General features: G+C 64.8%; 21 protein-coding genes. 8 read left to right on the top strand and 13 right to left on the bottom strand.

All coding sequences use genetic code 11. The features are described from left to right. Nucleotides 1-58: 58 nt before the first annotated feature. The 13 genes from AC07U1_RS18915 to AC07U1_RS18855 form a co-directional block, all read right to left on the bottom strand. Nucleotides 59-286, bottom strand: a complete 228-nt coding sequence (locus AC07U1_RS18915; RefSeq protein WP_495177912.1) for a helix-turn-helix domain-containing protein — start codon at nt 284-286, stop codon at nt 59-61. After that, the gene (locus tag AC07U1_RS18910; RefSeq protein ID WP_495177913.1) at nt 283-495 is read right to left on the bottom strand and encodes a DUF2274 domain-containing protein; all 213 of its coding nucleotides are present in this window, start codon (nt 493-495) and stop codon (nt 283-285) included. Before AC07U1_RS18910 ends, AC07U1_RS18915 begins: the two co-directional genes overlap by 4 nt. Next, on the bottom strand, nt 492-1,733 hold the full coding sequence (locus AC07U1_RS18905) for a TraB/TrbI/VirB10 family type IV secretion system protein (protein ID WP_495177914.1): 1,242 nt from the start codon (nt 1,731-1,733) through the stop codon (nt 492-494). The genes AC07U1_RS18910 and AC07U1_RS18905 overlap by 4 nt, the downstream gene beginning before the upstream one ends. Continuing rightward, complete coding sequence (gene trbG / locus AC07U1_RS18900) at nt 1,726-2,559, bottom strand: P-type conjugative transfer protein TrbG (protein ID WP_495177915.1); 834 nt, start codon at nt 2,557-2,559, stop codon at nt 1,726-1,728. The genes AC07U1_RS18905 and trbG overlap by 8 nt, the downstream gene beginning before the upstream one ends. After that, nucleotides 2,556-3,392, bottom strand: coding sequence for a conjugal transfer protein TrbF (trbF, locus tag AC07U1_RS18895; protein WP_495177916.1), 837 nt, complete (start codon nt 3,390-3,392; stop codon nt 2,556-2,558). Before trbF ends, trbG begins: the two co-directional genes overlap by 4 nt. 3 nt (nt 3,393-3,395) lie before the next feature. Continuing rightward, nucleotides 3,396-4,697 (bottom strand): P-type conjugative transfer protein TrbL, encoded by a 1,302-nt coding sequence (gene trbL, locus AC07U1_RS18890; RefSeq protein WP_495177917.1) that lies wholly within the window; start codon nt 4,695-4,697, stop codon nt 3,396-3,398. A gap of 126 nt (nt 4,698-4,823) precedes the next feature. Next, nucleotides 4,824-5,549 (bottom strand): P-type conjugative transfer protein TrbJ, encoded by a 726-nt coding sequence (gene trbJ / locus AC07U1_RS18885; RefSeq protein WP_495177918.1) that lies wholly within the window; start codon nt 5,547-5,549, stop codon nt 4,824-4,826. Further along, nucleotides 5,546-8,029 (bottom strand): conjugal transfer protein TrbE, encoded by a 2,484-nt coding sequence (gene trbE, locus AC07U1_RS18880; RefSeq protein ID WP_495177919.1) that lies wholly within the window; start codon nt 8,027-8,029, stop codon nt 5,546-5,548. The genes trbJ and trbE overlap by 4 nt, the downstream gene beginning before the upstream one ends. Beyond that, complete coding sequence (locus AC07U1_RS18875; RefSeq protein ID WP_495178465.1) at nt 8,023-8,292, bottom strand: VirB3 family type IV secretion system protein; 270 nt, start codon at nt 8,290-8,292, stop codon at nt 8,023-8,025. Before AC07U1_RS18875 ends, trbE begins: the two co-directional genes overlap by 7 nt. After that, entirely contained in the window at nt 8,292-8,627 is a 336-nt protein-coding gene (locus AC07U1_RS18870) for a TrbC/VirB2 family type IV secretion system protein (RefSeq protein WP_495177920.1), read from the bottom strand. The genes AC07U1_RS18875 and AC07U1_RS18870 overlap by 1 nt, the downstream gene beginning before the upstream one ends. Before the next feature lies 1 nt (nt 8,628). Next, on the bottom strand, nt 8,629-9,648 hold the full coding sequence (gene trbB, locus AC07U1_RS18865; protein WP_495177921.1) for a P-type conjugative transfer ATPase TrbB: 1,020 nt from the start codon (nt 9,646-9,648) through the stop codon (nt 8,629-8,631). After that, the gene (locus AC07U1_RS18860) at nt 9,645-10,046 is read right to left on the bottom strand and encodes a CopG family transcriptional regulator (protein WP_495177922.1); all 402 of its coding nucleotides are present in this window, start codon (nt 10,044-10,046) and stop codon (nt 9,645-9,647) included. The genes trbB and AC07U1_RS18860 overlap by 4 nt, the downstream gene beginning before the upstream one ends. Before the next feature lie 3 nt (nt 10,047-10,049). Next, entirely contained in the window at nt 10,050-12,068 is a 2,019-nt protein-coding gene (locus tag AC07U1_RS18855; protein WP_495177923.1) for a conjugal transfer protein TraG, read from the bottom strand. Here AC07U1_RS18855 and AC07U1_RS18850 point away from each other — a divergent pair. The 8 genes from AC07U1_RS18850 to AC07U1_RS18815 all read left to right on the top strand — a co-directional run bounded on the left by AC07U1_RS18850 (nt 12,046) and on the right by AC07U1_RS18815 (nt 22,589). Continuing rightward, on the top strand, nt 12,046-13,233 hold the full coding sequence (locus tag AC07U1_RS18850) for a DeoR/GlpR family DNA-binding transcription regulator (RefSeq protein ID WP_495197778.1): 1,188 nt from the start codon (nt 12,046-12,048) through the stop codon (nt 13,231-13,233). The genes AC07U1_RS18855 and AC07U1_RS18850 overlap by 23 nt on opposite strands. Nucleotides 13,234-13,331: 98 nt before the next feature. Further along, a complete protein-coding gene (locus AC07U1_RS18845; RefSeq protein ID WP_495177925.1) occupies nt 13,332-15,515 on the top strand; it encodes a TonB-dependent receptor in 2,184 nt (727 codons plus the stop codon). Between the two features lie 32 nt (nt 15,516-15,547). Further along, a complete protein-coding gene (locus AC07U1_RS18840) occupies nt 15,548-16,432 on the top strand; it encodes an alpha/beta fold hydrolase (RefSeq protein ID WP_495177926.1) in 885 nt (294 codons plus the stop codon). Between the two features lies 1 nt (nt 16,433). After that, on the top strand, nt 16,434-17,894 hold the full coding sequence (gene glpD / locus AC07U1_RS18835; RefSeq protein WP_495177927.1) for a glycerol-3-phosphate dehydrogenase: 1,461 nt from the start codon (nt 16,434-16,436) through the stop codon (nt 17,892-17,894). Next, nucleotides 17,891-19,393 (top strand): glycerol kinase GlpK, encoded by a 1,503-nt coding sequence (gene glpK / locus AC07U1_RS18830; RefSeq protein WP_495177928.1) that lies wholly within the window; start codon nt 17,891-17,893, stop codon nt 19,391-19,393. Before glpD ends, glpK begins: the two co-directional genes overlap by 4 nt. Beyond that, the gene (locus AC07U1_RS18825) at nt 19,390-20,937 is read left to right on the top strand and encodes a class I adenylate-forming enzyme family protein (protein ID WP_495177929.1); all 1,548 of its coding nucleotides are present in this window, start codon (nt 19,390-19,392) and stop codon (nt 20,935-20,937) included. The genes glpK and AC07U1_RS18825 overlap by 4 nt, the downstream gene beginning before the upstream one ends. Before the next feature lie 11 nt (nt 20,938-20,948). Then, entirely contained in the window at nt 20,949-21,623 is a 675-nt protein-coding gene (locus tag AC07U1_RS18820; protein ID WP_495177930.1) for a TetR/AcrR family transcriptional regulator, read from the top strand. Between the two features lie 66 nt (nt 21,624-21,689). Further along, nucleotides 21,690-22,589, top strand: a complete 900-nt coding sequence (locus AC07U1_RS18815; protein WP_495177931.1) for an SDR family oxidoreductase — start codon at nt 21,690-21,692, stop codon at nt 22,587-22,589. The last annotated feature ends 110 nt before the right edge of the window (nt 22,590-22,699 follow it).

Genomic DNA, 22,699 nt, shown 5'->3' with positions numbered 1-22,699 from the left:
GCCACGTTTAAGGCAACACTCGTTATGTGAATACGTCGGACGATCGCTATCGACGCGTCTAACGCCTTCGGAGAAGGCGTTTCAGGCTTTCATAAATGATGAACGTCGAGCGACCGATCTTCACTGTCTCGATTTCGCCAGCGGCGATCAACTCGTAGAGCGTCGATCGGCCGATGCCGGTGAGCTTTACAGCCGCCGCTATCCGGACACTGATGGGTTCCACCGGCAGCGAGCGAATTCCCTCGTCGGCTTTCGGGGCGCCATCGGATTGCTCGCGGATGGTCATTTTTGGCGGCGCCGCGCAAAACCGCGGTCATTGCCGATAAAGGCTTCGAGCATCGCCGGAATGAGGTCGGCAACGGATTCATCCTCGCCATAAGTCTCCCGATACGCTTCGGCATAAGCGCGAAGCCGGCTGTGGAGATCGGGCATAACGCTGATTGTCAGTTTGACGGGCGTGCGTTCGGGCAGTTTGGGAAGCTTGAGATCGGTCATTGCGAGCTGTCCTCCTTCCACGGAGAAAGCACGATGTCCTTGTGAACCACGACGCGAAGCGGTGCGCCGGGACGAACCCGCAATGTCGGCTGAACGTCGAGTTGCCGCGCGACGAGCTGATCCCCGGCTCGCGCGCCGCCCTGCTGCGCCGCTTCGCGAACGGCGCGCACCAGATCGCTCTCGTTGGTGCCGGAGCCGAGTTCCGTACCGACGCCAAGCAAGGTCGAGAGCGCCACACCTTTGAGAAGCTGCCAGCTGTGACGGTCGATCCGGTCCGTCAGGCCCGCATAGCCCTGCGTATCGGTCGCTGGCACATTATCGATGCGGATGGAGGAGCCATCGGGCAGAATGATCCGTTGCCAGACGACCAGGGCGCGGCTTTGTCCGAAAGCGACCACGCTGTCATAACTGCCGATCAGCCGCGAGCCCTGCGGAATGAGCAGGAACTTGCCGGTGACGCTATCATAGGCGTTCTCGGTCACCTGCGCCGTCACCAGTCCCGGCAGGTCCGAATTCAGGCCGGTCACAAGGCTCGCGGCGATGACGCTTCCAGCCTGCAGCGTCCAGGGAGAAACGGGCGGAAGCAAGCTGTGCGGGTTGATGTCCTCGTTGCGGTTGGCGCGGCCCGTCATTGCGTTCTTGCGACGCTGCCCGTTTGGGTCCGGTGTGGGGTCGAAGTCCCCGCCCGCGATCACCGCGCCGGGTGTGTCATTCGTGTCGACGCCCTCTGCAGGTCTCGTCGCCATGCTCGGTGAAACGCGCGCGATGGGTAGCATCACGCCAGACTGGCGCGCCGCACGCTGCTCGGCCGCGACGCGCTGGCGCTCGGCCACCGCGTCCTGCTCGGCACGGCGGGCTGCGTCGATGGCGCTGTCGGTCGGAAGGCCACCGCCCTCCGCCGCTCGCTGATGGTTCAGAAGCGGTCGCCCGAGATCGCCGGGAAGCGCCGCACCGAGCTTCGGCACATCATTGTAGCTCGCGGGCGCGCCCGCCAGCGCCTCGCGCGGCACCTTCGCCGCGACCGGCCTGTCGTCGCCCGCCACGACCAGGCCGAGCGTCGCGGGTTTGAGGGCGAGCCAGGCGACCCCGACGATCGCGGTGGATCCCGCCGCGGCAATGGCGACGACCGCTCCGCGCCGGAAGCGCGTGACACGACCGGGCGAGGCACGAAGGACAAGCGTTTCGGGATCGGCCTTGGCCGGCGCGGCCGTGCCGACCGGGTTCGCAGGATCAGTCATGACGCGCTCCAGCCTGCTTCCGGGCGGGCCTGGACGAACGTTCGACGCGAACGACCTTCTGGCGCTTCGCGCCCAGTCGCAGCTCGGCGGTTTCGAAAAGGCGGTCGACGACATAATAGCGCCCGGCGACACGGTAGTTGACGAGCGCTGCCTCGCCTTCTTCGCCGATGACGAATAGCGGCGGTGCCTCACCGACGGCGATCGACGGCGGGAATTCGATGAAGGTTTGCCGCCCGTCGTCGAACACGCGGATTGGCCGCCACGCCGGCTTGTCGCCCGAGATGGCATAATGGAAGTTCAGGTTTTCGGCCGCAATGCCCGCCGCGATCGGCATCGAGACGCCGGCGGCCTGCCGGTCAGGACGTAGCGCAATCAGATCGTCGCCGGGGTAGGTCCAGGACAGCGCCGCCATAGCGCTGCCCGACCGGCTTTCGAGTTCGATGTGATAGACGCGCCGGTCGGTCGTTATGACGAGATTGGTGCGTAGTCCTGCCGCGAAGGGCTTCACCAATATATGGGTTCGCTTGCCTTCCCCGCTGCCACTGCTGGTGTCGCCGACGGTCCAGCGCGCGGTATCGCCTGCGGCAACCGAGGTGATCGTCTCGCCGGGCTGCAGCGCGATATCGGTCACCCGCTCCGGCGCGGCATAGAGACGATAGAGCGCGCCTTCCGACCAGGGATAGACCTGCACCGCGTTGATGTAGCCCGCCTTGGTTGGCTCGCGCAGTGCCGCACGGTTGGCGGCATCGACGCGCGCGGCGGTCTGCGCTGCTCCAGGAGAGGCAAGCGCGATCAGGCTCGCGGTCAGAATGAAGGCGCGGATCATGGCATGTTCCTTTCGGGGGACGAGGCGGACTCGGGTCGCGCAAGGTTCGGATCGATCGGTGAGCCCGCCCGAGCATCGGCGGACGGGGCGGTCGCCGGTTCTTCGCCGGATTGCGGGGAGATGGGCTGTCGCGCCATCCGTTCGGGGGATGTCTCCAGTTCGCGGCTCCAGTCGATCGCATCGACGTACAGACCGAGCGGGTTCCTCCTCAGCACCTCGGCCGAACGCGGTGCCCGGATTTTCACCGTGAGCATTGCGGTCCAGCGCGTCGTGCCGGCGAGACTACCGCGCTCATATTCCTCTTCGGTCCATTTGACCTGGAAGCTGTCGTCCGACGCGCGCACGACGCTGGTTACCTGCACCGACACCGTCTTGCGGCCGACGTCTGCGAAGGGATCGGCGGCGCGGGCGTATTCGCCGAGGAACAGCGCTGCGCGCTCGGTGGCAAGGTCGTAGGCGAAGAGCCAGTTTTCGCGCATCAGCACGGGATCGAGCGACCGGGCACGAATATTCGCGATGAAGCGGCCGAGATGCCAAGCGATCTGCGGATCGGTCGGCCGATAGCCGGTCGCCGCGGGCGCGACGCTGCGCGCCTCGCCGAGGCGGTCGACCTCGACCACATAAGGGACGACGCGGCTTTGCAGCGATTGCCACACCAGCGCGGACGAGAGGCCGATGGACAGGAAGAGACCGCCGAAGGCGATCAGCCGCCAATTGCGCGCCTGCACGCGCGCCGATCCGATCCGCTCGTCCCATAATTGCCCGGCACGTTGATAAGGCGTTTCGGGTTCAGCCGTTCGTCCATAGCGCTCGACGGCACGCTTGAATCGCATGATCTAGTCCCTTTCCCTGATGTCTGGGGTGATACTGCCGCCGCCCTGGTCGCCACCCTGCACGGTATGGATCGCCATCTGGCGGCGGTGGCGCGAAGTCTGCGTCGATTGAAGCTTTTGCGCCCATGCGGGCATGGCGTCGGCCGGCGCGGCGCCGGTCGCACTGCCTGCCGATCGCGTCGGTGCGCTACCTGCCGCCCAGGCTGCGTGCTGGCCACGCTCGGCGGCCGCGCCGAGATCGAGGCTCGCGCGCATCCGATTGGCGGCGGCGCCTTTCGCTGCGGTCGCCATGCCGCCGACACCCGCACGGATGGTCGTGGAGCCCGATGTCTCCTGCCCGAGCCTGTAAGCCGTCGACGCGGCCGATCCCATCGAGGTGCCCGCGCGGATCGCGCCGAGGCCGGCGCCGGCGGCCCCGCGCGCGGCGGCAACTGCGCCTGCGCCGCCCATGGCGATGCCGCCTGCGGCGAGCGCGGTCGTGGCGATCGCCGATCCCGCGCCGAGTTGCGGCCCGCCCGCAACGAGACCCGACGCAATTCCGGGTCCGAAGATGGCGAGCCCGAAGATCACGAGGCTCGCGAGCATGAGCGACACCGCCTGCTCGATCGACATCTCGTCGGTGATCGCGCCGGTGAAATCGGCAAAATAGTTCGAACCGATACCGACGATGACCGCGAGCACCATCACCTTGATGCCCGAACTTACGACATTGCCGAGCACGCGCTCGGCCAGGAACGCGGTGCGATTCCAGAGCGCGAAGGGAACCAGCACGAAGCCCGCAAGGCTCGTCAGCTTGAACTCGAGGATCGTGATAAAGAGCTGGATCGCCATGATGAAAAAGGCGGCAATCACGACGATCCACGCGATCACCAGCACCGCGATCTCGACGAAATTGTCGAAAAAATCGATAGGACCAACGAGATCCATGGCCTGCTCGAGCAGCGGCCAGGCCGCTTCAAAACCGGTTCCCGCCAGACGCCCCGGCTTCAGCAGGTCGTCAGCCGTGATCGCGCTGCCGCCCGCGGTGAGGCCAAGCCCGGCGAAACTGCGAAAGACGATGTCGGACAACGTCGGGAAGCTGTTCAGGATGAGCGCGAAAACGCCGACATTGAGGATCTTTTTGAGGAATTTGGCGATGACGTCGTCTTCGCCGCCGAGCGCCCAGAACAGGCCGACAAGCGTGATGTCGATGCCGATCAGGACCGTTGTGAGAAATCCCACGTCGGGGCCGAGGAGTCCGAACCCACTGTCGATGTAGCGGATGAAGGCTTCCATGAACCGGTCGATGACATTGAGATCGTCCATGTCGGATTCCTGCAGAGGTGACAGATGTCGCGGGCGCCATGGGCCGAGCTTGGAGGGGTGCCTTGCGACGCCCGCGACGAAGGAAGGACGGCCTCGACGGAGAGGGGAAGCCACCCTCCCCTCAGCTCATGGGTGCGGGGTGTAGGCCTTGCCGTCGCCGAGAAAGCGCTTCGTGCGCTCGCGTGCTTCGCGCGCGCTCTGCCCCCGCCGCGCCGCTTCGAGCGATTGGCTGCGGAACTGCGCCGCCATCAGATTCTGGATCTGAAACTGCTGCTTGGCGGTGAGCGCGAGGAGCTGGTTGGTGGCTTGGGCGACCTGGAGCGAACCTTGGGCGCCCTGGCTTTTTGCCACAATCTGTCCGAGTGCCTGCACGTCGTCGCGGACATTGTCGACGATCTGGCTCTGAACCCCCATGGTCTGACGGAACGCCGCCATCTCGTTGTCGAGCCGCTCTCTGGCCGCTGCGACGCGCCGATCGCGCTTCACGAGACGATCGAAGTCGGACGGAAAGTACTGGCGATAGCGTTCGTCGAGCTGATCAACACGAAAGTCGACGCCTTGTGCCTGCCCCATCAGCCGGTCGATGGCGCCGAGCTTCTCGCGAAGCCGGTCGAGTTCGGGAAAGTCGATGCGGCTGAGATTCATTTCCATGCCCTCGAGCATCCGCGCCTCGTTCTGGAGCGATTGAATCTGCTGGTTGATCTGTTGCAGCGTACGTGCCGCGGTGAGCAGGTTTTGCGAATAGTTTGCGCTGTCGAACACCGGCATCGCATGGACGGCAGGGCTGGACTGCACCAGGCTGACCGCGAGCGTGGCGGATGCGAGCAATGCAGCCATCAATCGGTTTTTCACGGGTTTTCTCCTTCGGGGGTTGAGGGGTCAGGGAAATCGAACATGAGGTCGGCCGCCCATGCGAAGCCAGCGCCAGCGAGGAAGCGCCGCGCGAAATCCGTCGGATCGCGCCATCCGGCGCCGGGCCGGTCGATGTCCGACAGGATGGCGTCGATCTGCTTCTGTGTGTCGGGATCGGAGGCGCCGCAGAGCGCGAGCGCGATCGGGCCCAGCGCGAGTTCGAACAGCCGGTTGCCGCGCGCCGATTGCAGATAATATTGGCGTTTGGGCGTGGCCCGGCTGACGAGCTCGATCTGGCGGGCGTTGAGGCCGAAGCGCTCATAGGCTGCGCGCGACTGCGGCTCTGTGGCGCGGTCGTTCGGCAACAATATGCGTTGCGGGCAGCTTTCGATGATCGCCGGCGCAATGCTGCTATCGGCAATGTCCGCCAGACTCTGCGTCGCGAACACCACCGCCACGTTGCGCTTCCTGAGCACCTTCAGCCACTCGCGGATACGCGCCGCGAACAGCGGATGATCGAGAAAAACCCAGGCCTCGTCGAGGATCAGCAACGTCGGCTTTCCGGTGAAGCGCTCCTCGAGCCTGTGAAAAAGATAGGTCAGTACCGGCGCGACGACGCCGCCCTGCCCCATCAGCGCCTCGGTTTCAAAGCACTGCAAATCGGCGATCGCGAGATCGTCCTCCGCCGCATCGAGCAGCTGCCCGAAGGGTCCTTCGAGCGTATAGGGCGCGAGCGCCGAGCGGATCGGCGCCGATTGCAACAGCAACGACAGCCCGGTGAGCGTCCGCTCCTCGACCGGTGCGGTCGCGAGGCTCGTCAGCGCCGACCAGACGGACTCCTTGATCTCAGGCGTGACCAGCAGCTTTTCGTGCGCGAGCAGCGCGCCGATCCATTCGGCGGCCCAAGCCCGTTCGTCCGGGCGATCGATCCGCCGGAGCGGCTGGAAGGCTATCGCGCGGCCGCCATCGCGATCCTCGCCCCCGAGGCCGAGCGCATGATGCACGCCGCCCATCGCCAGGACCGCGGCGCGCGCCGAGGAACCCTTGTCGAAGATATAGATCTGCGCCCCGGGGTAGCGCCGGAACTGGAGCGCAAGCAACGCGAGCAGCACCGATTTCCCGGCGCCCGTCGGACCGACGATCAGCATATGACCGACGTCGCCGACGTGGGTCGACAGCCGGAACGGCGTCGAACCGCTGGTTTCGGCGTAGAGAAGCGGCGGTCCGTCCAGATGGGCGTTCCGCGCCGGTCCGGCCCACACCGAAGAGAGCGGCATCAGATGCGCGAGGTTGAGCGTGTGGACCAGCGGCTGGCGAACATTCGCATAAACATGGCCCGGAAGGCTCGAAAGCCATGCCTCGACGGCGTTTACGCCCTCGCGGATGCAGGTGAAGCCGAGCCCGTTGACGATCCGCTCGACGCCGCGGACCTTCTCTTCGATGCGAGCGCCATCCTCGTCCGCGACGGTGATCGTTGTCGTCAGATAGCCGAAGGCGACATGATCGCCTCCGAGCGCCTGCAGCGCCAGATCGGCATCGACGACCTTGTTGTCTGCGTCGCTGTCGAGAAGCTGCGCGGGCTGGCTGTACAGAACCTCGCGCAGGAGCGCGGTGACCGATTTCCGCTTGTTGAACCATTGGCGCCGAAGCTTGGTGAGCGCCTTGGTCGCCTGCTGTTTGTCGAGCGGGATGAAGCGCGTGACCCAGCGATAGCCGAAATCTTCGTGATTGAGCGCATCGAGGATGCCGGGCCGGCTCATGTTCGGGAAGCCGAGGATCGTGAGCGTGCGAAGATGCGAGCATCCCAGCATCGGCTCGAGCCCGCCGGTCAGCGGCGTGTCGGCGAGCAGCCCGTCGAGATACATCGGGGTATCGGGAACGGCGACGGGATGCCGGCGCCCGGATATCGTGCCGTGCAGGAAAGTCAGCGTTTCGGCGTCGCCGAGCGCGCGTACCTCGGGCATGAAGCCGGACATCAGGTCCAGCGCGCGATCGGTTTCCGCGACAAAGGTGCCCAGCGCCTGGCGCCAGTCACGGCCCTTCAGATCGTCGCTACGCTCGACGAGCAGGCGGCCTGCCGTATCGGCCTGGTCGGGCGCCGGCAGGAAGGTGAGCGTCAGATGATAGCGGCTCTCGAAATGAGCACCCGCGCTCTCGAAGCCCGCGCGCCGCTCCGCATCGACCAGCCGCGACACCGGATCGGGGAACTCGCTACCCGGATAGCCTAGCGCATCGCGGCGCTCGGCATCGAAATGCAAGGCCCAGCCCGAACCGAAGCGCTTGAGGACATTGTTCGCGCGCGCGCAGGCCGCGACCAGCTCGGCATCGGTTGCCGATTCGAGATCGGGTCCGCGAAAAGCAAGGGTTCGCTGAAAACTGCCGTCCTTGTTCAGGACGACACCCGGCGCGACCAACGCCGCCCACGGCAAATGATCGGCAAGCCGGTCGGCGCGACCGCGATATTCGCGCAGGTTCAGCATGCAAGATATCCCTTCTGGCGAAGATGGCGCGCGAGGACGGCCGCGAGATCGGGATCGCGCTTCGCCGCGAAAACGGCGAGCGTGTGTCCGAACGCCCACAGGGCGAGCCCGGCGATCCATTGCTGGAGTCCGAGGCCGAGCGCCGCGGCGACGGTCCCGTTGACGATCGCAATGGCGCGCGGCGCTCCGCCGAGGAGGATCGGTTCGGCGAGCGCAGGGTGCATAGGCGCCTCGAAGCCCTCGATATGTCCGCTGGCGTGCATCATGCGACGAGTGCTCCGCCGCCGAACGAGAAGAAGGACAGGAAGAAACTCGACGCCGCGAAGGCGATCGACAGGCCGAAGATGATCTGGATGAGCCGACGAAAGCCGCCCGAGGTCTCGCCGAACGCCATCGTGAGCCCTGTCACGATGATGATGATCACCGCGATAATCTTCGCGACGGGACCCTGGACCGATTCCAGCACCTGCTGGAGCGGCTCCTCCCACGGCATGCCCGAGCCGGCGGCGTGGGCGGTCGCGGCGAGCGCGACGCCTAAGGCCGCTGCGATGGCGGCGGGGCCATAGGCGTGAAGCCGGAAGGTGCGGAACGGGCGCATGTCATTCTCCTTCGAAAGGGCCAGTCGGATCGGTAAGGTCGAGGACGGCGTAGTTGCCTTGCGCGTCGAGACCGGCGACCCGCGCGGCGGCGTGCACCCGGCGCGCAAGTCCGCGTCCTGAAATGAATATGATCATGTCGATCGCCTCGGCGATGAGGCGCCGCGGCACGGTGACGACGCTTTCCTGCACGAGTTGCTCGAGCCGGTAGAGCGCCGCGATAGCGCTGTTCGCGTGGACCGTCGCAATGCCGCCCGGATGCCCCGTGTTCCATGCCTTGAGCATGTCGAGGGCCTCCCTCCCCCGGACCTCCCCGACGATGATGCGGTCGGGCCGGAGCCGGAGGGTCGACCGGACGAGATCGGCCATCGTGACTCCGCCGGACCCCGCCGCACCTGTCGGGCGCGTGCGGAGTGCGACAACGTCGCTCGCGGCGCATTGCAGTTCGCGCGTGTCCTCGATCAGGACGACGCGCTCGTCGAGATGCGCCATTTCGGCGAGCAGCGCGTTGGCGAGCGTCGTTTTGCCCGACGAGGTGCCGCCGGCGACGAGAATGTTCTTCCGCTCGACCACCGCCATCGACAATTGCCGCGCGGTGTCCGGCGACATGATGCCATCCTTTACATAGTCGAGCAGCGTGTGGATTTTCGACGCGGGTTTCCGGATCGAGAAGCAGGGTGCGAGGCTGACGGGCGGCAGGATGCCTTCGAAGCGTTCCCCCGCCCCGTCCCCATGCGGCGGGAGTTCCGCGGACACGATCGGCGATGTCGCATGAACCTCGGTGCGTGCGTGGCTCGCAACGAGACGGATGATCCGCTCGACCTGCGCGGGATCGTAACGCGTCCCGGTATCGATCCGTCCTTCGCCCAGCCGGTCAAGGCGCAGAATGCCGTCGGGATTGACCATGATCTCCTGCGTCGCGGGATCCGCCAACGCGGCCGCGATGCCCGGACCCATCGCGGTGCGCAACATCGCGCGCCGGCGGCCCAAGGAGTTATCGGCGTCGGTGATCGGCTTGCTCATGATCCGGCCTCGGCGAGGTTGGCCCCGAGCGTGCGCTTGCCGCCTGCTATCTGGCGGCCGAGCTGCGCGATGAAGCGCTCGAACCGGCGGTTGCCGGTCGCGAGCGCGGCCGCGTCGGCCTCGGGGAGCGGCGCGGTGACGGTGAGCTGGTAGCGGACGAAGAGCGACAGCGCCTCGAGCACCACCTCGATGTCGCGCCGGCCCATCGCTACTTCGCGCGAGATGCGGTCGAGACGGACCTTGAGGAGGTCGTCGACCTCCTTGGTCGCGCGCCGGGCAAGCCAGCTCTTCAGCGCGTCGTTGACGACGCGCGACTTGTTACCGCCGCGGCGGACCACCAACGCGTCGAGGGCGTCGCTGAGTTCGCGATCGATATAGAGGTTCTGCCGGACCTTCATCGTTCAGAGCCCCGGCAAGAGGTCTTGGGCCTGCGACTGGTTCATCGCGTGGCCGCGCACCACCGACGCGCGCACCCGATCCATCACGCGCTTGTCGGAAGCTGCGTCGGTGTCGTCGCGGTCGAGGTCGGGCAGTTCGAGCTGCCTGGCGGGCTCGGCCTTGGCCGGCGCCTCCTCGAGACCGGGATGCCGCTGTTGCTCGCGGCCCCCATCGTCAACGGGTGCGCCCTCGGCCGGTTCGGCATCGAGGCGGATATCGATCCCGCGCGCGCAACCGTTCCAGTCGTCGGCGCGCGGGCGCGGGCGGTCGGGATATGCTGCACCAGAGAGAGTCGGCGGCGGCAGCACGCGGCCCCGGAAGTTGCCGTCCTCGAAATAGCGCAGCTTCTTGGCGCGGATCGGAGCCATGCCCGCAATGAGCACCAGTTCGTCGGCCGGCGGCAGTTGCATCACCTCGCCCTGCGTCAACAGCGGGCGCGCGGTCTCCTGCCGGCTGACCATGACATGCGCGAGCCAGGGCGCGAGCCGGTGTCCGGCATAGTTGCGCATCGCCCGCTGCTCGGTCGCGACACCCAGCGCTTCGGAGATGCGCTTTGCGGTCCGCTCGTCGTTCGTCGCAAAGGCGACGCGGACATGGCAGTTGTCGAGGATCGCGTTGTACTCGCCATAGGCCTTCTCGATCTGGTTCAGCGATTGCGCGATCAGAAACGCGCGCACGCCATAGCCCGCCATGAACGCGAGGCTGGTCTCGAAGAAATCGAGCCGCCCGAGCGCAGGAAACTCGTCGAGCATCATGAGGAGCTGGTGTCGACGCCCTGCAGCCGGACCAGCATCGAGCTTTTCGGTAAGGCGACGCCCGATCTGGTTGAGCACGAGGCGGATGAGCGGCTTGGTGCGCGAGATGTCCGACGGCGGAATGACGAGATAGAGCGACACGGGATGATCGGCCTCGACGAGGTCGGCGATGCGCCAGTCGCAGCGCGAGGTGACTTCGGCGACGGTCGGATCGCGATAGAGGCCGAGGAACGACATTGCGGTCGAGAGCACGCCGCTGCGCTCGTTTTCGCTCTTGTTCAGCACCTCGCGCGCCGCCGATGCGACAACCGGGTGAACCTGCGGTGCCTCTTTGGTGCCGAGATGATTGGTCGACATCATGCGCCGGAGCGTCGCGACAAACGGGCGCTGCGGGTCGGAGAGGAAGGAGGCGACACGCGCGAGCGTCTTCTCTTCTTCGGCATAAAGGATGTGGAGGATCGCGCCGACCAGCAGCGAGTGCGACGTCTTTTCCCAGTGGTTGCGCTTCTCGAGCGCCCCTTCGGGATCGACGAGGATGTCGGCGATATTCTGGACGTCGCGAACCTCGTGCGCGCCGCGGCGCACTTCGAGCAGCGGATTATATCGGGCCGACGCGGCGTCGGTCGGGTTGAACAGCAGCGCGTGGCTGAAGCGCGAGCGCCACCCCGCAGTGATCTGCCAATTCTCGCCCTTGATGTCGTGAATGACCGCCGAGCCGGTCCAGCTCAAGAGCGTCGGGACGACGAGGCCGACGCCCTTTCCCGAACGGGTCGGCGCGAAGGCCATGACATGTTCGGGCCCGGCGTGGCGAAGATACCTACCGCCGTGGCGTCCCAGAAACACGCCTGCATCGCGGAATAGCCCGGCCCGACCGATTTCGCGCGCGGTTGCCCAGCGCGCGGATCCATAGGTCGTTACATGCCGTGCTTGCCGTGCACGCCAGAGCGATCCGCCAATCGCGGCGGCGCAGCCGATAAGGCCGCTCGCACCGGCGAGCGTACCCGCCTTGTCGAAGACATGCGGGGCATAGGCCTCGTAGGAATACCACCACCAGAAGATCGCCCAAGGCCGATAGACAGGAAGATCGCCGATCCGGAACCAGGCCACGCCGAGTTCGGACTGATAGCCGAGCATCGCCGCACACCATTGTGTCGCCGCCCAGACGCCTGCGATGACGATCGCGAAAACGACGAAAATCTGGCCGATGAGTAATTTGGTCGGGGTCATGACGGGCTCCGCCGATCGGCGGAAATCGCCGCGGTTCAGGCCCGACAAGATGGGCAAAATGGCAATCCGCGAACACTACGCTCTTAGCGCGCCCCAGCGCGCCACTCCCTGCTGCCAAGCAAGTGTTGCGTCCGATAACGGTCCGCGCAGCGGGCTTGAGAAGCGCCCGAAAGCGGTCGCTGGATTTGGTGAGAAGGACCGTCTGCCGAGCGGATTCTTGCCTCCGCCAAGCAATTTCGCGCGGTGGGTTCGAAGCAAATCCTCAAATGATCCGCGCTCGCTCCATCACCAAGCCTGCGAAAGATGCTGTCGCTCCCATGGGCAGCGCATTACAGACGGGTTCCTATCGGGAGGCGAGATCATGGCTAAACCTCTACTGCAGCGTCATAGGGCGATCCTCGCTGAGGCGCGCCGTGCCGGGCGGGTGACCGTCGAGGAACTCGCCGCGACGCTTGGCCGCACGCCGCAAACGATCCGCAAGGACCTCAATCAGCTTTGCGATGACGGTCATCTCAACCGGACACATGGCGGCGCCGAACTGCCCACGGCGCTCGACAATGTCCGATATGCCGAACGCCGGAGTATCGCCCACGAAGAGAAGGAAGCTATCGGTCGTGCCGTTGCCGCGATGATCCCCGATCGCGCCTCGATCTTCATCAATGTCGGAACGACGACCGAAGAGGTCGCGCGCGCGCTTGCCGAGCGAAGCGGGCTGCTCGTCATCACCAATAATCTCAATGTCGTCGATATTCTCGCCTCGTCGGACATCGAGGTGGTAGTCGCGGGCGGGCGCTTTCGCGCCGCCGACCGCGCGATGATCGGTCCTTTCGCGGCCGAGTTCATTCGCAACTTCAAGGTCGATGTCGCCATCGTCGGCGCATCGGCTATCGATGCCGACGGCACGCTGCTCGACTATGATGTCAACGAGGTCGAGGTCGCCCGCGCCATCATCGCCAACGCACGCTCGGTCGTTCTGGCAAGCGACAGTGGCAAGCTGACCCGCTCTGCGCCGGTCCGGATCGCCAGCATTTCGGATGTAGACCACTTCGTGACCGACCGAATCGACGACCCGGATTTTCGGGATCTTTGCGAGCGGGAGAGCGTAAATCTGGTCGAAGCCTATCAGGAATCCGGCCTATCGGCTCCGTTGAAAACGAAAAAATAACGAAAATTTCGCGCCTTCATATTTTCGTTTGACAGAATTGTTTACGCCGTAATAAATACTGCCCAACGGCGCTGGAACGCCGGATGGGGAGAGGATTCATGGAAAAAGGGTTTCGTCGTATCGCACTTTGTGCCGCCGTTTTCGCGGTTGGCACGTCCCTGCCGTCCATTGCCTTCGCGCAAGTTGCTGACGAAGCGGCGGCGGCGCAGGACGATACGGCTCCTGCCGCAGGTGACATTATCGTAACCGCGCAAAAGCGCAGCGAGCGCCTTCAGGACGTGCCGGTTTCGGTCACCGTCTTCGGTTCGGACCAGCTCGCGTCGTCGAACATCGACAGCGGAACCGAAATTGCGCGCCAGACGCCGAACCTCCGCGCCTCGGTGCTCGGCAATGAATCGCAACCCAAATTCGCGCTGCGCGGCATTTCGACCTCCGAGTTCAACCTGAACGCGGTGTCGCCGACGGGCATTTTTTACGACGAAGTCTATATCGGCGCACAATATCTCGGCGGCGCACAGACCTTCGACATCGAGCAGATCGAGGTGCTGCGCGGGCCCCAGGGCACGTTGTTCGGCAAGAACACGACCGCGGGCGCGATCAACTATATTTCGCACCGCCCTACCTTCGACAATGAAGGCGAAGTCAGCGTCGGTTATGGCTCGCACGACTATTTCGAGGTCAAGGGTGTGGGCGAGGCGCCGCTGGTCCAGGACCGGCTGACGGTGCGCTTCGCGTTCGATGTTGCGCATTCGGACGGTTATATCGAAAGCCGCAACCCGGCGGTCAGCGACCGCTCGAACATCGATCGCAAGGCTGGGCGCCTGACGATCGGTTACAAGGACGACGACGGCTTCAAGGCGACGCTACGCGTGTTTCACAACGAATCCGATGCCAAGGCGATCGGCGTCATCAACACCGGCACTGGGCCCGGCGGGCTCAACGCCTATGGCCGCGACCCGCGCATCGACCCGTTCACCGGCGAGCGGATGACGCGCCACCAGGACGCGCTCGACCGTGACGGGCGGTTCGAAGTGCGTGGCACCGGCGGCTATCTGACGCTGGAGAAGGATCTCGGCTTCGCGACGCTCACCTCGATCACGTCGCATCTTTGGGGACGGTTCCTCAACAATGTCGATGCCGACGGCACGATCGACAATCTGCTCCACATCGACTTTGCCGCCAAGAACAAGGAAACGAGCCAGGATCTGCGTCTCGCGACCAACGGGTCGGGCCCGATCAAGGTGATCGCGGGCCTCTATTATTTCCGCGACGATATCGACATCGATACGACCTACACGATCTTCGGCGGCCCGCCGGTCCTGCCGATCCTGACGCAAAGCTATGATCAGCGTCGGACCTCCTATGCCGCCTATGTCGACGGCACGTGGGATCTCAGCCAGATGTTCACCCTCTACGGCGGCCTGCGCTACACCAAGGACAAGGGCCGTCTCTCGAACTTCCAGGTCACGCCGATCATCGCGCCGCAGCCGACGCTGCGCTACAATGACGGCAAGCCAACGGGACGCATCGGTCTGCGGGCGAAGGTCGCGGACGATGTGATGATCTTTGGTCAATATGCGCGCGGGTATCGCAGCAGCGCCTTCAATGGCGGTGCGCTCACCAACCCCGCCGACCTCAACGTCGCCGATCCCGAAAAGCTCGACGCCTATGAGCTTGGCCTGAAATCGCAGTGGTTCGACCGGCGCGTGACCTTCAACGTCTCGGCCTTCCTCTATAATTTCAGCAACCAGCAGTTCATCAACCTGGTCGGGATCAACAACCAGCAGCTCGTCAACGCGGGCAAGTCGCGGATCAAGGGGCTCGAGTTCGAGCTTGTCGCACGCCCCACCGACCGGCTGACCTTCAACGCGGGTCTCGGTCTGCTCGACGCCAAATATCGCAAGCTCACCCTCAATGGCGTCGATCTGTCGGGCAACGACCTCATCGAAGCGCCCGATTACAGCCTGAACCTCGGCGGCGATTATCGCATCCCGATCGGCGACGAGGGAGCACTCACCTTCCATGCCGACGCGACGCGGGTCGGGTCGCAATTCTTCCAGGCGAGCAATTCGCCGCTGTCCAAGGCCGAAGCCTTTTGGGATGTCGGTGCGCGCATCGCATTCCGCGAACCTTCGGGGCGTTTCGAGATCGCGATCTACGGCAAGAACCTCACCGACAATCGCGAGCTGACCGGTATCGTGGTAGATCCGACCAGTCAGACGCGCTTCGCGACGGTTCCTTATCCCCGCCGCTTCGGTGTCGAACTGACGACGAAGTTCTGAACTGAAAAAATTCTGCTCGGGGAGGTTCGCACATGGATATCCGCTTCACATTATCCCGGCCCGATGGGCAGTCGCTCGCCTGCTATCACTGGTCGAACGGCGAAAGTCCGAGGGCCGTGGTGGTGGTGGCGCATGGCATGGGCGAACATGCGCTGCGCTACCGCTCCGCGCTTGACCGGCTGATCGAGAGCGGGATCGCGATCTACGCGCTCGACCACCGCGGCCACGGTGCGACGATCGCCTTGTCGGACCGCGAAGCCGGGGATTTCGGTCCCGGCGGTTTCGCGGCGGTTGTGGATGATCTCGCGGCGCTGGTCGAGACGGCGCGGTCGGAAAATCCGGACGTGCCGCTTTTCCTGCTCGGCCATTCGATGGGGTCGTTCATCGGCCAGGCGTTCCTCATCGACCACGGCGCGCTGGTCGACGGCGCGGTGCTCGTCGGCACCACCGCCGTCGATCTCTTGGCCGAGGCCATGGCGAAGGAACCCGACGCGCTCGCCGCACTCAACCGGCCGTTCGAGCCCGCCCGCACGCCGTGCGACTGGCTGAGCCGCGACGAGGCTGAGGTCGATGCCTATATCGACGATCCGCTGTGCGGCTTTTCGCTCGTGCCGGATTCGATGGTGTCCTTGCTCTCGCAAGGCGCCCGGCTTGCCGATCCGGCCGAGCTTGCCCGGCTTCCCGATGGGCTCCCGCTCTATATTCTCATTGGCGCGCGCGATGTGCTCGTCACCGACTTCGGGCGCCTCGAACCACTGGTCGATCGCTACCGCGCCGCCGGGCTCGACCCGGTCGTCATGATCTATCCCGAAGGCCGTCACGAGATATTGAACGAGATCAATCGCGGCGAGGTGGTCGGCCATCTGCTCGACTGGCTGAATGCGCAGATTGCCGCGATGCGCAGCATAGACGCCTGATATGCCCGACATTGCTGAAGCCTATGACCTGCTGGTGGTCGGCGGGGGGGTCAATGGCGCCTCGATCGCGCGCGCCGCGGCCGTCGCCGGCAAGCGTGTGCTGCTCGTCGAACAGGGCGATCTCGCCCAGGCGACTTCCTCGGCTTCCACGAAGCTCATGCACGGGGGGCTGCGCTATCTCGAATATTATGAATTCAAGCTCGTGCGCGAATCGCTTGCCGAACGTGCGATCATGCTCAGGACCGCGCCGCATATCGTTCGCCCGCTTGAGTTCCGCCTGCCGCACGCCCCTTCGATGCGGCCATGGCCGATCGTCCGCCTGGGTCTTTGGCTATACGATCTCTTCTCGCTGGGCGGCGGCTTGCCGCGTTCGCGGACGATCCGTCTCAAGGATCCGTACTTGCAGAGCGAAGGCCGCCGGGGCTTCAGCTATTGGGACGGATGGGTCGATGACGCACGGCTCGTCGTTCTCAATGCGCTCGATGCCCATGAAGCCGGAGCGTCGATCGCGACCCGGACGCGGCTGCTATCGGCGCAGCGCGGAACGGACCATTGGACCGCGCGTCTGGAAGAGGGCGCGCGCCAATATAGCGTGCAGGCGCGAGCCATCGTCAATGCCGCCGGCCCCTGGGTCGAGGAAGTGCTGCATGAACGCCTCGGCGCGAACGACGGCAGCCGGACCCGGCTCGTACGCGGCAGCCACATCGTCGTGAAGCGTTGTCTTGGCGGAGACCATGCCTGGCTGCTGCAACAGCCCGATGGCCGGATCGTCTTCGCCATACCCTATCTCGACGATTTCACGCTGATCGGTACGACCGACATCGCCGTGTCGAATGCCGGGGAAGATCGAATTTCGCAGGAGGAAGTCGACTATCTTCTGGGGGCCGCCAATCGCTATCTTCGTACCCCAATTAACGCCGATGCGATCGTCGGCGACTATGCCGGCATTCGGCCCCTTGTCGATGACGGCACCGACGCAGCGAGCGCCGTGACCCGCGATTACCGCCTCGAGCTCGACGAGGACGGCGCTCCCCTGCTCAGCATCTTCGGCGGCAAGATCACGACCGCGCGCCATCTTGCCGAAGTTGCGATGGAGCGGCTCGGGATCACCGGCGGCACGACACGCGAACGCCCGCTTCCCGGCGGTGAATTCGGAAATTTCCCGGCGCTTCTCCATGAAGTGTGCCGCCGCTGGCCGTTTCTGGGCGATCGCACGGCAAAGCGTGTGGTACGGGCTTATGGCACGCGTATCGCCAATATTCTCGGCGATGCTGCAGCGACCGCCGATCTGGGGCAGGACTTCGGTGCAGGGCTGCACGCGCGCGAAGTCGATTATCTCGTGCAGCACGAGTGGGCACGCAGTGCCGACGACATTCTCTGGCGCCGGAGCAAACTCGGCTACGCCCTGTCGAGCGAGCAAATCTCGGCCCTCGATGCCTATATCCAGGGCTCTGCGGCATGAGTGCGCGCAGCATCGTCGCGATCGATCAGGGCACGACCTCGACGCGCGCGATCCGCTTCGCATCGGACGCCCGGATTGAGGCGATCGCGTCGCGCGATCTCGCCCAGCACTATCCGAGGCCGGGCTGGGTCGAACAGGACCCCGAACATATCTGGCAGGGCGTGCTCGGGACGCTGCGCGATATTCTCTCGGCGGACGTTGCCGCCATCGGCATCACCAACCAGCGCGAGACGATCCTGCTCTGGGAGCGCGATAGCGGGCGTCCGCTGCATAATGCGATCGTCTGGCAGGATCGCCGCACCGCGGATCGCTGCGCAGCGCTGCTCGCGGAGGGTGCCGAGCCGATGGTGCGCCGTAAGACCGGGCTACTGCTCGATCCCTATTTTTCGGCAACCAAGCTAGCCTGGCTCCTCGACACGATCCCCGGTGCGCGCGAACGTGCCGGACGCGGCGAATTGGCGGCAGGCACGGTCGACAGCTTCCTGCTCTGGCGGCTGACCGGCGGCCGTGTCCATGCGACCGACGTCACCAATGCATCGCGGACCTTGCTTTACGACATCGCCGAACGCCGATGGGACGACGATCTGCTGCGGCTGTTCGGCATTCCGGCCCCGTTGCTTCCCGAAGTGCGCTCCAACGCCCATATCTTCGGCACGACCGACCCCGCGATCATTGGGCGCGCGATCCCGATCGCCGGCATGGCGGGCGATCAGCAGGCGGCGCTCATCGGGCAGCGCTGCTTTTCGCCCGGTGAGATCAAGTCGACCTATGGCACCGGCTGCTTCCTGCTCGCCAATATCGGCGCCGAGCCCGTGCTTTCGGACAAGAGGCTGCTGACCACGATCGGCTATGAGATCGGAAGCAGCCGCGCTTATGCGATGGAAGGCTCGATCTTCATCGCGGGGGCCGCGATCAAATGGCTGCGCGACCGCATGGGACTAATCGCGAATGCGGAAGAGACTGCCGATCTCGCTGCTTCGGTCCCCGCCAATCACGGCGTCCATCTCGTGCCGGCCTTTGTCGGACTAGGGGCGCCGCACTGGCGTACCGATGTCCGCGCCTCGATCACCGGCATGACGCTCGATACCGGGGCGGCGCAGATCGCACGCGCTGCGCTCGAGGCCGTCGCCTTCCAGACATGCGACCTTATCGACGCAATGGCTGACGATCGGATGGCGCCGCGCACGATGATCCGCATCGATGGCGGCATGGCCACCAACGACTGGTTCGCGCAGTTCCTCGCCGACATGATGGGTCTACCGGTCGAGCGTCCCGCCAATCACGAAACAACCGCGCTCGGCGCGGCCTTTCTCGCAGGGCTTACGGTCGGTGTCTGGCCCGACATCGCATCGCTCGACGCGCTTCCTCGTGCCGTGACAGGCTTTTCGCCGGCGATCGAAGCGCAGGATCGAACGCGATCGCTGGGCCAATGGAGGAAGGCCGTCCGACATGCGCTCGCCGCCAGTACGCAAGATGAGGTAGAGGAACTCCCGAGATGACGACCGGCTGGAAAGAGCCTTCACGACTCTGCGACGTCGCTCGCGTCCAGCCTGGATTTGGCGACAGGATCGCGCTTTCGGAGGGCAATGCGCGGCTGAGCTATGTCGCGCTTGATCGCCAAATTCAGGTCGCGCGCGGCGCCTATGCCGATCTGGGACTATCTCCGGGTGATCGGGTCGTTCTGCTCCTCCCCACCTCCATCCAGTTCGTCATCGCCTATCTCGGCGCGCATCGCGCCGGGCTCGTCGTGATCCCGCTCAATCCCTTGCTCGGTCCCGATGAGATAAGGTTCATCCTCGCGTCCATGCGGCCGGCGATCGTGCTTGCGGACGCCGCCGATGCGCCCTTTCCCGTCATGGCGGAACTCGACAGCATCGTTGCGGGAATCGAGGGCAGGACGGAGCTCGTGCGCGTTGGCGGCGAAACGGGGTTCGAGGCTCTTATGGCGCGTGCCCGGGCCGATCTGCCGGCGATGGAACGAGCCGACGATGAGGAGGCGTTGATCCTCTTCACCTCGGGCACGTCGGGGAGACCCAAGGGAGCCTCGCATCGCGAAGGCGCCATCATCACCAATGTCCGGCACAGCAATGCGGCGTTCCGCATCACCCCTTATGATGTGATGCTTTGTCCGCTTCCGCTGTCGCATGTCTTCGGTCAGATCGTGCTGATGCTGGGCGGCCTGGTGGAGGGCGCGGAACTGGTTCTCGTCCCGCGCCCCGCGCCCGAGACCGTGTTCGCGGCGATGACCGATCATGGAGCCAGCGTCCTGGCGGCGGTGCCGACAACCTTCGCCGCGCTCGCCGAGCATGGGCGCAGCGACCCCGTGGAAGCCGCCGCCGCATCGCGCCGGCTGCGCTTTGCGCTGGCCGGCGGCGCTCCTTTGCCTCCGGCCACGGGCGAGGCGTTCGGGCAGGTGTTCGGCGTTCCGGTGCACCAAGGCTATGGCATGACCGAGGTCGCTTGCTGCATCGCGATCGAGACTCCGGGGGCGGCGCCATCGGGCGGTGTCGGCTCGATCTGCAAGCCACTCGATTATCGTATCGTTTCCGTCGGTGACGACAATCCGGATGAGGGCGAACTCGAGATCGCGGGCCCCAATCTCATGCGCGGCTATTACATCAATGGCGAGTTCCAACCGAGGCCGTCCGACCAATGGTTTCCGACGGGTGACGTCGTGCGCCGCGACGACCGGGACAATATCTTTATCTTCGATCGCAAGAAGGAGATGGTCATCCGCAATGGCTACAATGTCTATCCATCCGAGGTCGAAGCTGCTCTTGCCAGCCATCCCGCGGTTCTGTTGGCCGCGGTGGTCGGTATCGACGACGCGGCGGTCGGCCAGGAAATTGCAGCTTTCGTATCGCTTCGCGAGGACCAATCCGCGACCCCGACCGAGCTGGCCGAATGGTGCCGCACGCGCATCGCCCTTTACAAATATCCCCGATTGCTGGCTATCCTGCCCAAGCTACCCACCAACCCGACTGGAAAAATCCTGAAACGCGCCCTTGATCCGACCCTTCTCCAGCGCGTCGGCGTCCATTGAGGACCGGCGCGATGTCGATGGAGGCAAACCCCCAGCCAGTTCTCAAGCGCCGCGGCCGTCCGCCGTCGAATCCCGCGGCGCAAATGGCGAGCGCCGAGGAAACGCGTAACGCCATTTGCGAGGCAGCACTGGCGCTCTTCCAGGTCGGAGGGGTCGACGCGGTCAACATGCGCGACATCGGCAAGCTGCTCGGCACCTCGCAGATGATGGCCTATCGCTATTTTCCCAGCAAAGACCATCTGCTCATGGAATTGCGTATCCGCGCATTCTCGCGCTTCACAAGGTCGCTCACCCGCTGGCGCCGCCGCGCGCGCAGGCCGGAGGACGCACTGGGTCTCGTCTGCGGCGCCTACCTCGTTTTCGCCTATGCCAATCCGCACGATTATCGCCTGATGTTCGACATGTGGGCGTTCGAGAGTCCCGAGACGATGAAGGCCGAGTTCGGCGAGAAGGTCCGCCGTCAATCTGCTTCCTGGCTCGAAATTCAGGCATCGATCCGGGACTTTCTGGGAGAGCGTGCCGACAAAACAGACCTCGGCGAGGCCACCGATATCGTCTGGGGCAGTCTGCATGGCATGTGCTCGCTGCACCTTGCTCGCAAGCTCGTCTTCGGCCGCACGCTGAAACAGCTCGGCCGGCCCGTCATTACCGCCATCATCGCAGGTCTGCGCGCTCGCGTCACCTGATCACGGGACGTGTCGGATGACGCGCGGACGGATTGTTTACACTGTAATATTTAATTGGAGCAGCCCATGCAGTCGACTCTGGAAGGCAAGACCCTCTTCATCAGCGGCGGATCGCGCGGTATTGGTCTCGCGATCGCGCTTCGCGCGGCCCGCGACGGGGCGAATATCGCGATTGCTGCCAAGACCACGACCGCGCATCCTTCGCTCCCCGGCACCATCCATACCGCCGCCGAAGCGATCGAGGCCGCGGGTGGCCGCGCTTTGCCGATCCTGTGCGACATTCGCGAAGAGGATCAGGTCGAGCAGGCGATCGCATCGACGGTCGAGACGTTCGGCGGGATCGACATCTGCATCAACAATGCTAGCGCCATTCGCCTGACGTCCATTCTCGACACGCCCGTCAAGCGCTTCGACCTGATGCACGGGGTCAACGCGCGCGGCACTTATCTCGTCACGCAAAAGGCGCTTCCCCATCTTCTGAAGGCCGACAATCCTCATATTCTCGCTATCTCGCCGCCGCTTCTGATGGAGGAGCGCTGGTTCGCGCCGCATGTCGCCTACACCATTGCCAAATATGGCATGAGCCTTGTGATCCTGGGCGTTGCCGGCGAGTATCGGGGTCGTGTCGGCGTCAATGCGCTCTGGCCGCGCACTGCCATCGATACCGCCGCGATGGCCGAGTTCGAAGGGCACATCGGCCAAGGCGCGCTACGCTCGCCCGAGATCGTCGCGGACGCTGCTTATCGGATCATGACATCCGACGCGCGCTGCACGACCGGAAACTTCTTCATCGACGACGAATTGCTGGCGTCTCATGGCATGACCGATCTTTCGGGCTATGCGCCGCCGGGCGTCGCCGACATCGATCTCATGCCAGACTTCTTCGTTGCGTCTCTGCGCGAACTGCGCGGACTGCCGGAAGCTGACAATCCCTATGCCAATGCTGCGACCGACTTTGGCTCCTGAACGCCTCACATCGGTCGTATATACTGTTACAAGACAGCATCCAAAGCGGACATGAGGGATTTGCGACAGCGTTTCGCTGCGTTACCGATCAGGCATAGGCTGCCGCTGCG

The organism is Sphingopyxis sp. GW821-FHT02C12, from assembly GCF_059421785.1.
Note: the sequence above shows the minus strand (reverse complement) of the source record. Positions and strands in the feature narration are given on the sequence as shown.

Excerpts from the sequence above, each read along its gene's own strand:
- trbF (WP_495177916.1), bottom strand. The coding sequence starts at position 3,392 with ATGCGATTCAAGCGTGCCGTCGAGCGCTATGGACGAACGGCTGAACCC.
- glpD (WP_495177927.1), top strand. The coding sequence starts at position 16,434 with ATGCCCGACATTGCTGAAGCCTATGACCTGCTGGTGGTCGGCGGGGGG.
- AC07U1_RS18815 (WP_495177931.1), top strand. The coding sequence starts at position 21,690 with ATGCAGTCGACTCTGGAAGGCAAGACCCTCTTCATCAGCGGCGGATCG.
- AC07U1_RS18855 (WP_495177923.1), bottom strand. The coding sequence starts at position 12,068 with ATGACCCCGACCAAATTACTCATCGGCCAGATTTTCGTCGTTTTCGCG.
- trbB (WP_495177921.1), bottom strand. The coding sequence starts at position 9,648 with ATGAGCAAGCCGATCACCGACGCCGATAACTCCTTGGGCCGCCGGCGC.
- AC07U1_RS18825 (WP_495177929.1), top strand. The coding sequence starts at position 19,390 with ATGACGACCGGCTGGAAAGAGCCTTCACGACTCTGCGACGTCGCTCGC.
- AC07U1_RS18915 (WP_495177912.1), bottom strand. The coding sequence starts at position 286 with ATGACCATCCGCGAGCAATCCGATGGCGCCCCGAAAGCCGACGAGGGA.
- trbG (WP_495177915.1), bottom strand. The coding sequence starts at position 2,559 with ATGATCCGCGCCTTCATTCTGACCGCGAGCCTGATCGCGCTTGCCTCT.
- AC07U1_RS18845 (WP_495177925.1), top strand. The coding sequence starts at position 13,332 with ATGGAAAAAGGGTTTCGTCGTATCGCACTTTGTGCCGCCGTTTTCGCG.
- AC07U1_RS18820 (WP_495177930.1), top strand. The coding sequence starts at position 20,949 with ATGTCGATGGAGGCAAACCCCCAGCCAGTTCTCAAGCGCCGCGGCCGT.
- AC07U1_RS18875 (WP_495178465.1), bottom strand. The coding sequence starts at position 8,292 with ATGCACGCCAGCGGACATATCGAGGGCTTCGAGGCGCCTATGCACCCT.
- AC07U1_RS18870 (WP_495177920.1), bottom strand. The coding sequence starts at position 8,627 with ATGCGCCCGTTCCGCACCTTCCGGCTTCACGCCTATGGCCCCGCCGCC.
- trbE (WP_495177919.1), bottom strand. The coding sequence starts at position 8,029 with ATGCTGAACCTGCGCGAATATCGCGGTCGCGCCGACCGGCTTGCCGAT.
- AC07U1_RS18860 (WP_495177922.1), bottom strand. The coding sequence starts at position 10,046 with ATGAAGGTCCGGCAGAACCTCTATATCGATCGCGAACTCAGCGACGCC.
- AC07U1_RS18905 (WP_495177914.1), bottom strand. The coding sequence starts at position 1,733 with ATGACTGATCCTGCGAACCCGGTCGGCACGGCCGCGCCGGCCAAGGCC.
- trbL (WP_495177917.1), bottom strand. The coding sequence starts at position 4,697 with ATGGACGATCTCAATGTCATCGACCGGTTCATGGAAGCCTTCATCCGC.
- glpK (WP_495177928.1), top strand. The coding sequence starts at position 17,891 with ATGAGTGCGCGCAGCATCGTCGCGATCGATCAGGGCACGACCTCGACG.
- AC07U1_RS18850 (WP_495197778.1), top strand. The coding sequence starts at position 12,046 with ATGAGTAATTTGGTCGGGGTCATGACGGGCTCCGCCGATCGGCGGAAA.
- AC07U1_RS18840 (WP_495177926.1), top strand. The coding sequence starts at position 15,548 with ATGGATATCCGCTTCACATTATCCCGGCCCGATGGGCAGTCGCTCGCC.
- AC07U1_RS18910 (WP_495177913.1), bottom strand. The coding sequence starts at position 495 with ATGACCGATCTCAAGCTTCCCAAACTGCCCGAACGCACGCCCGTCAAA.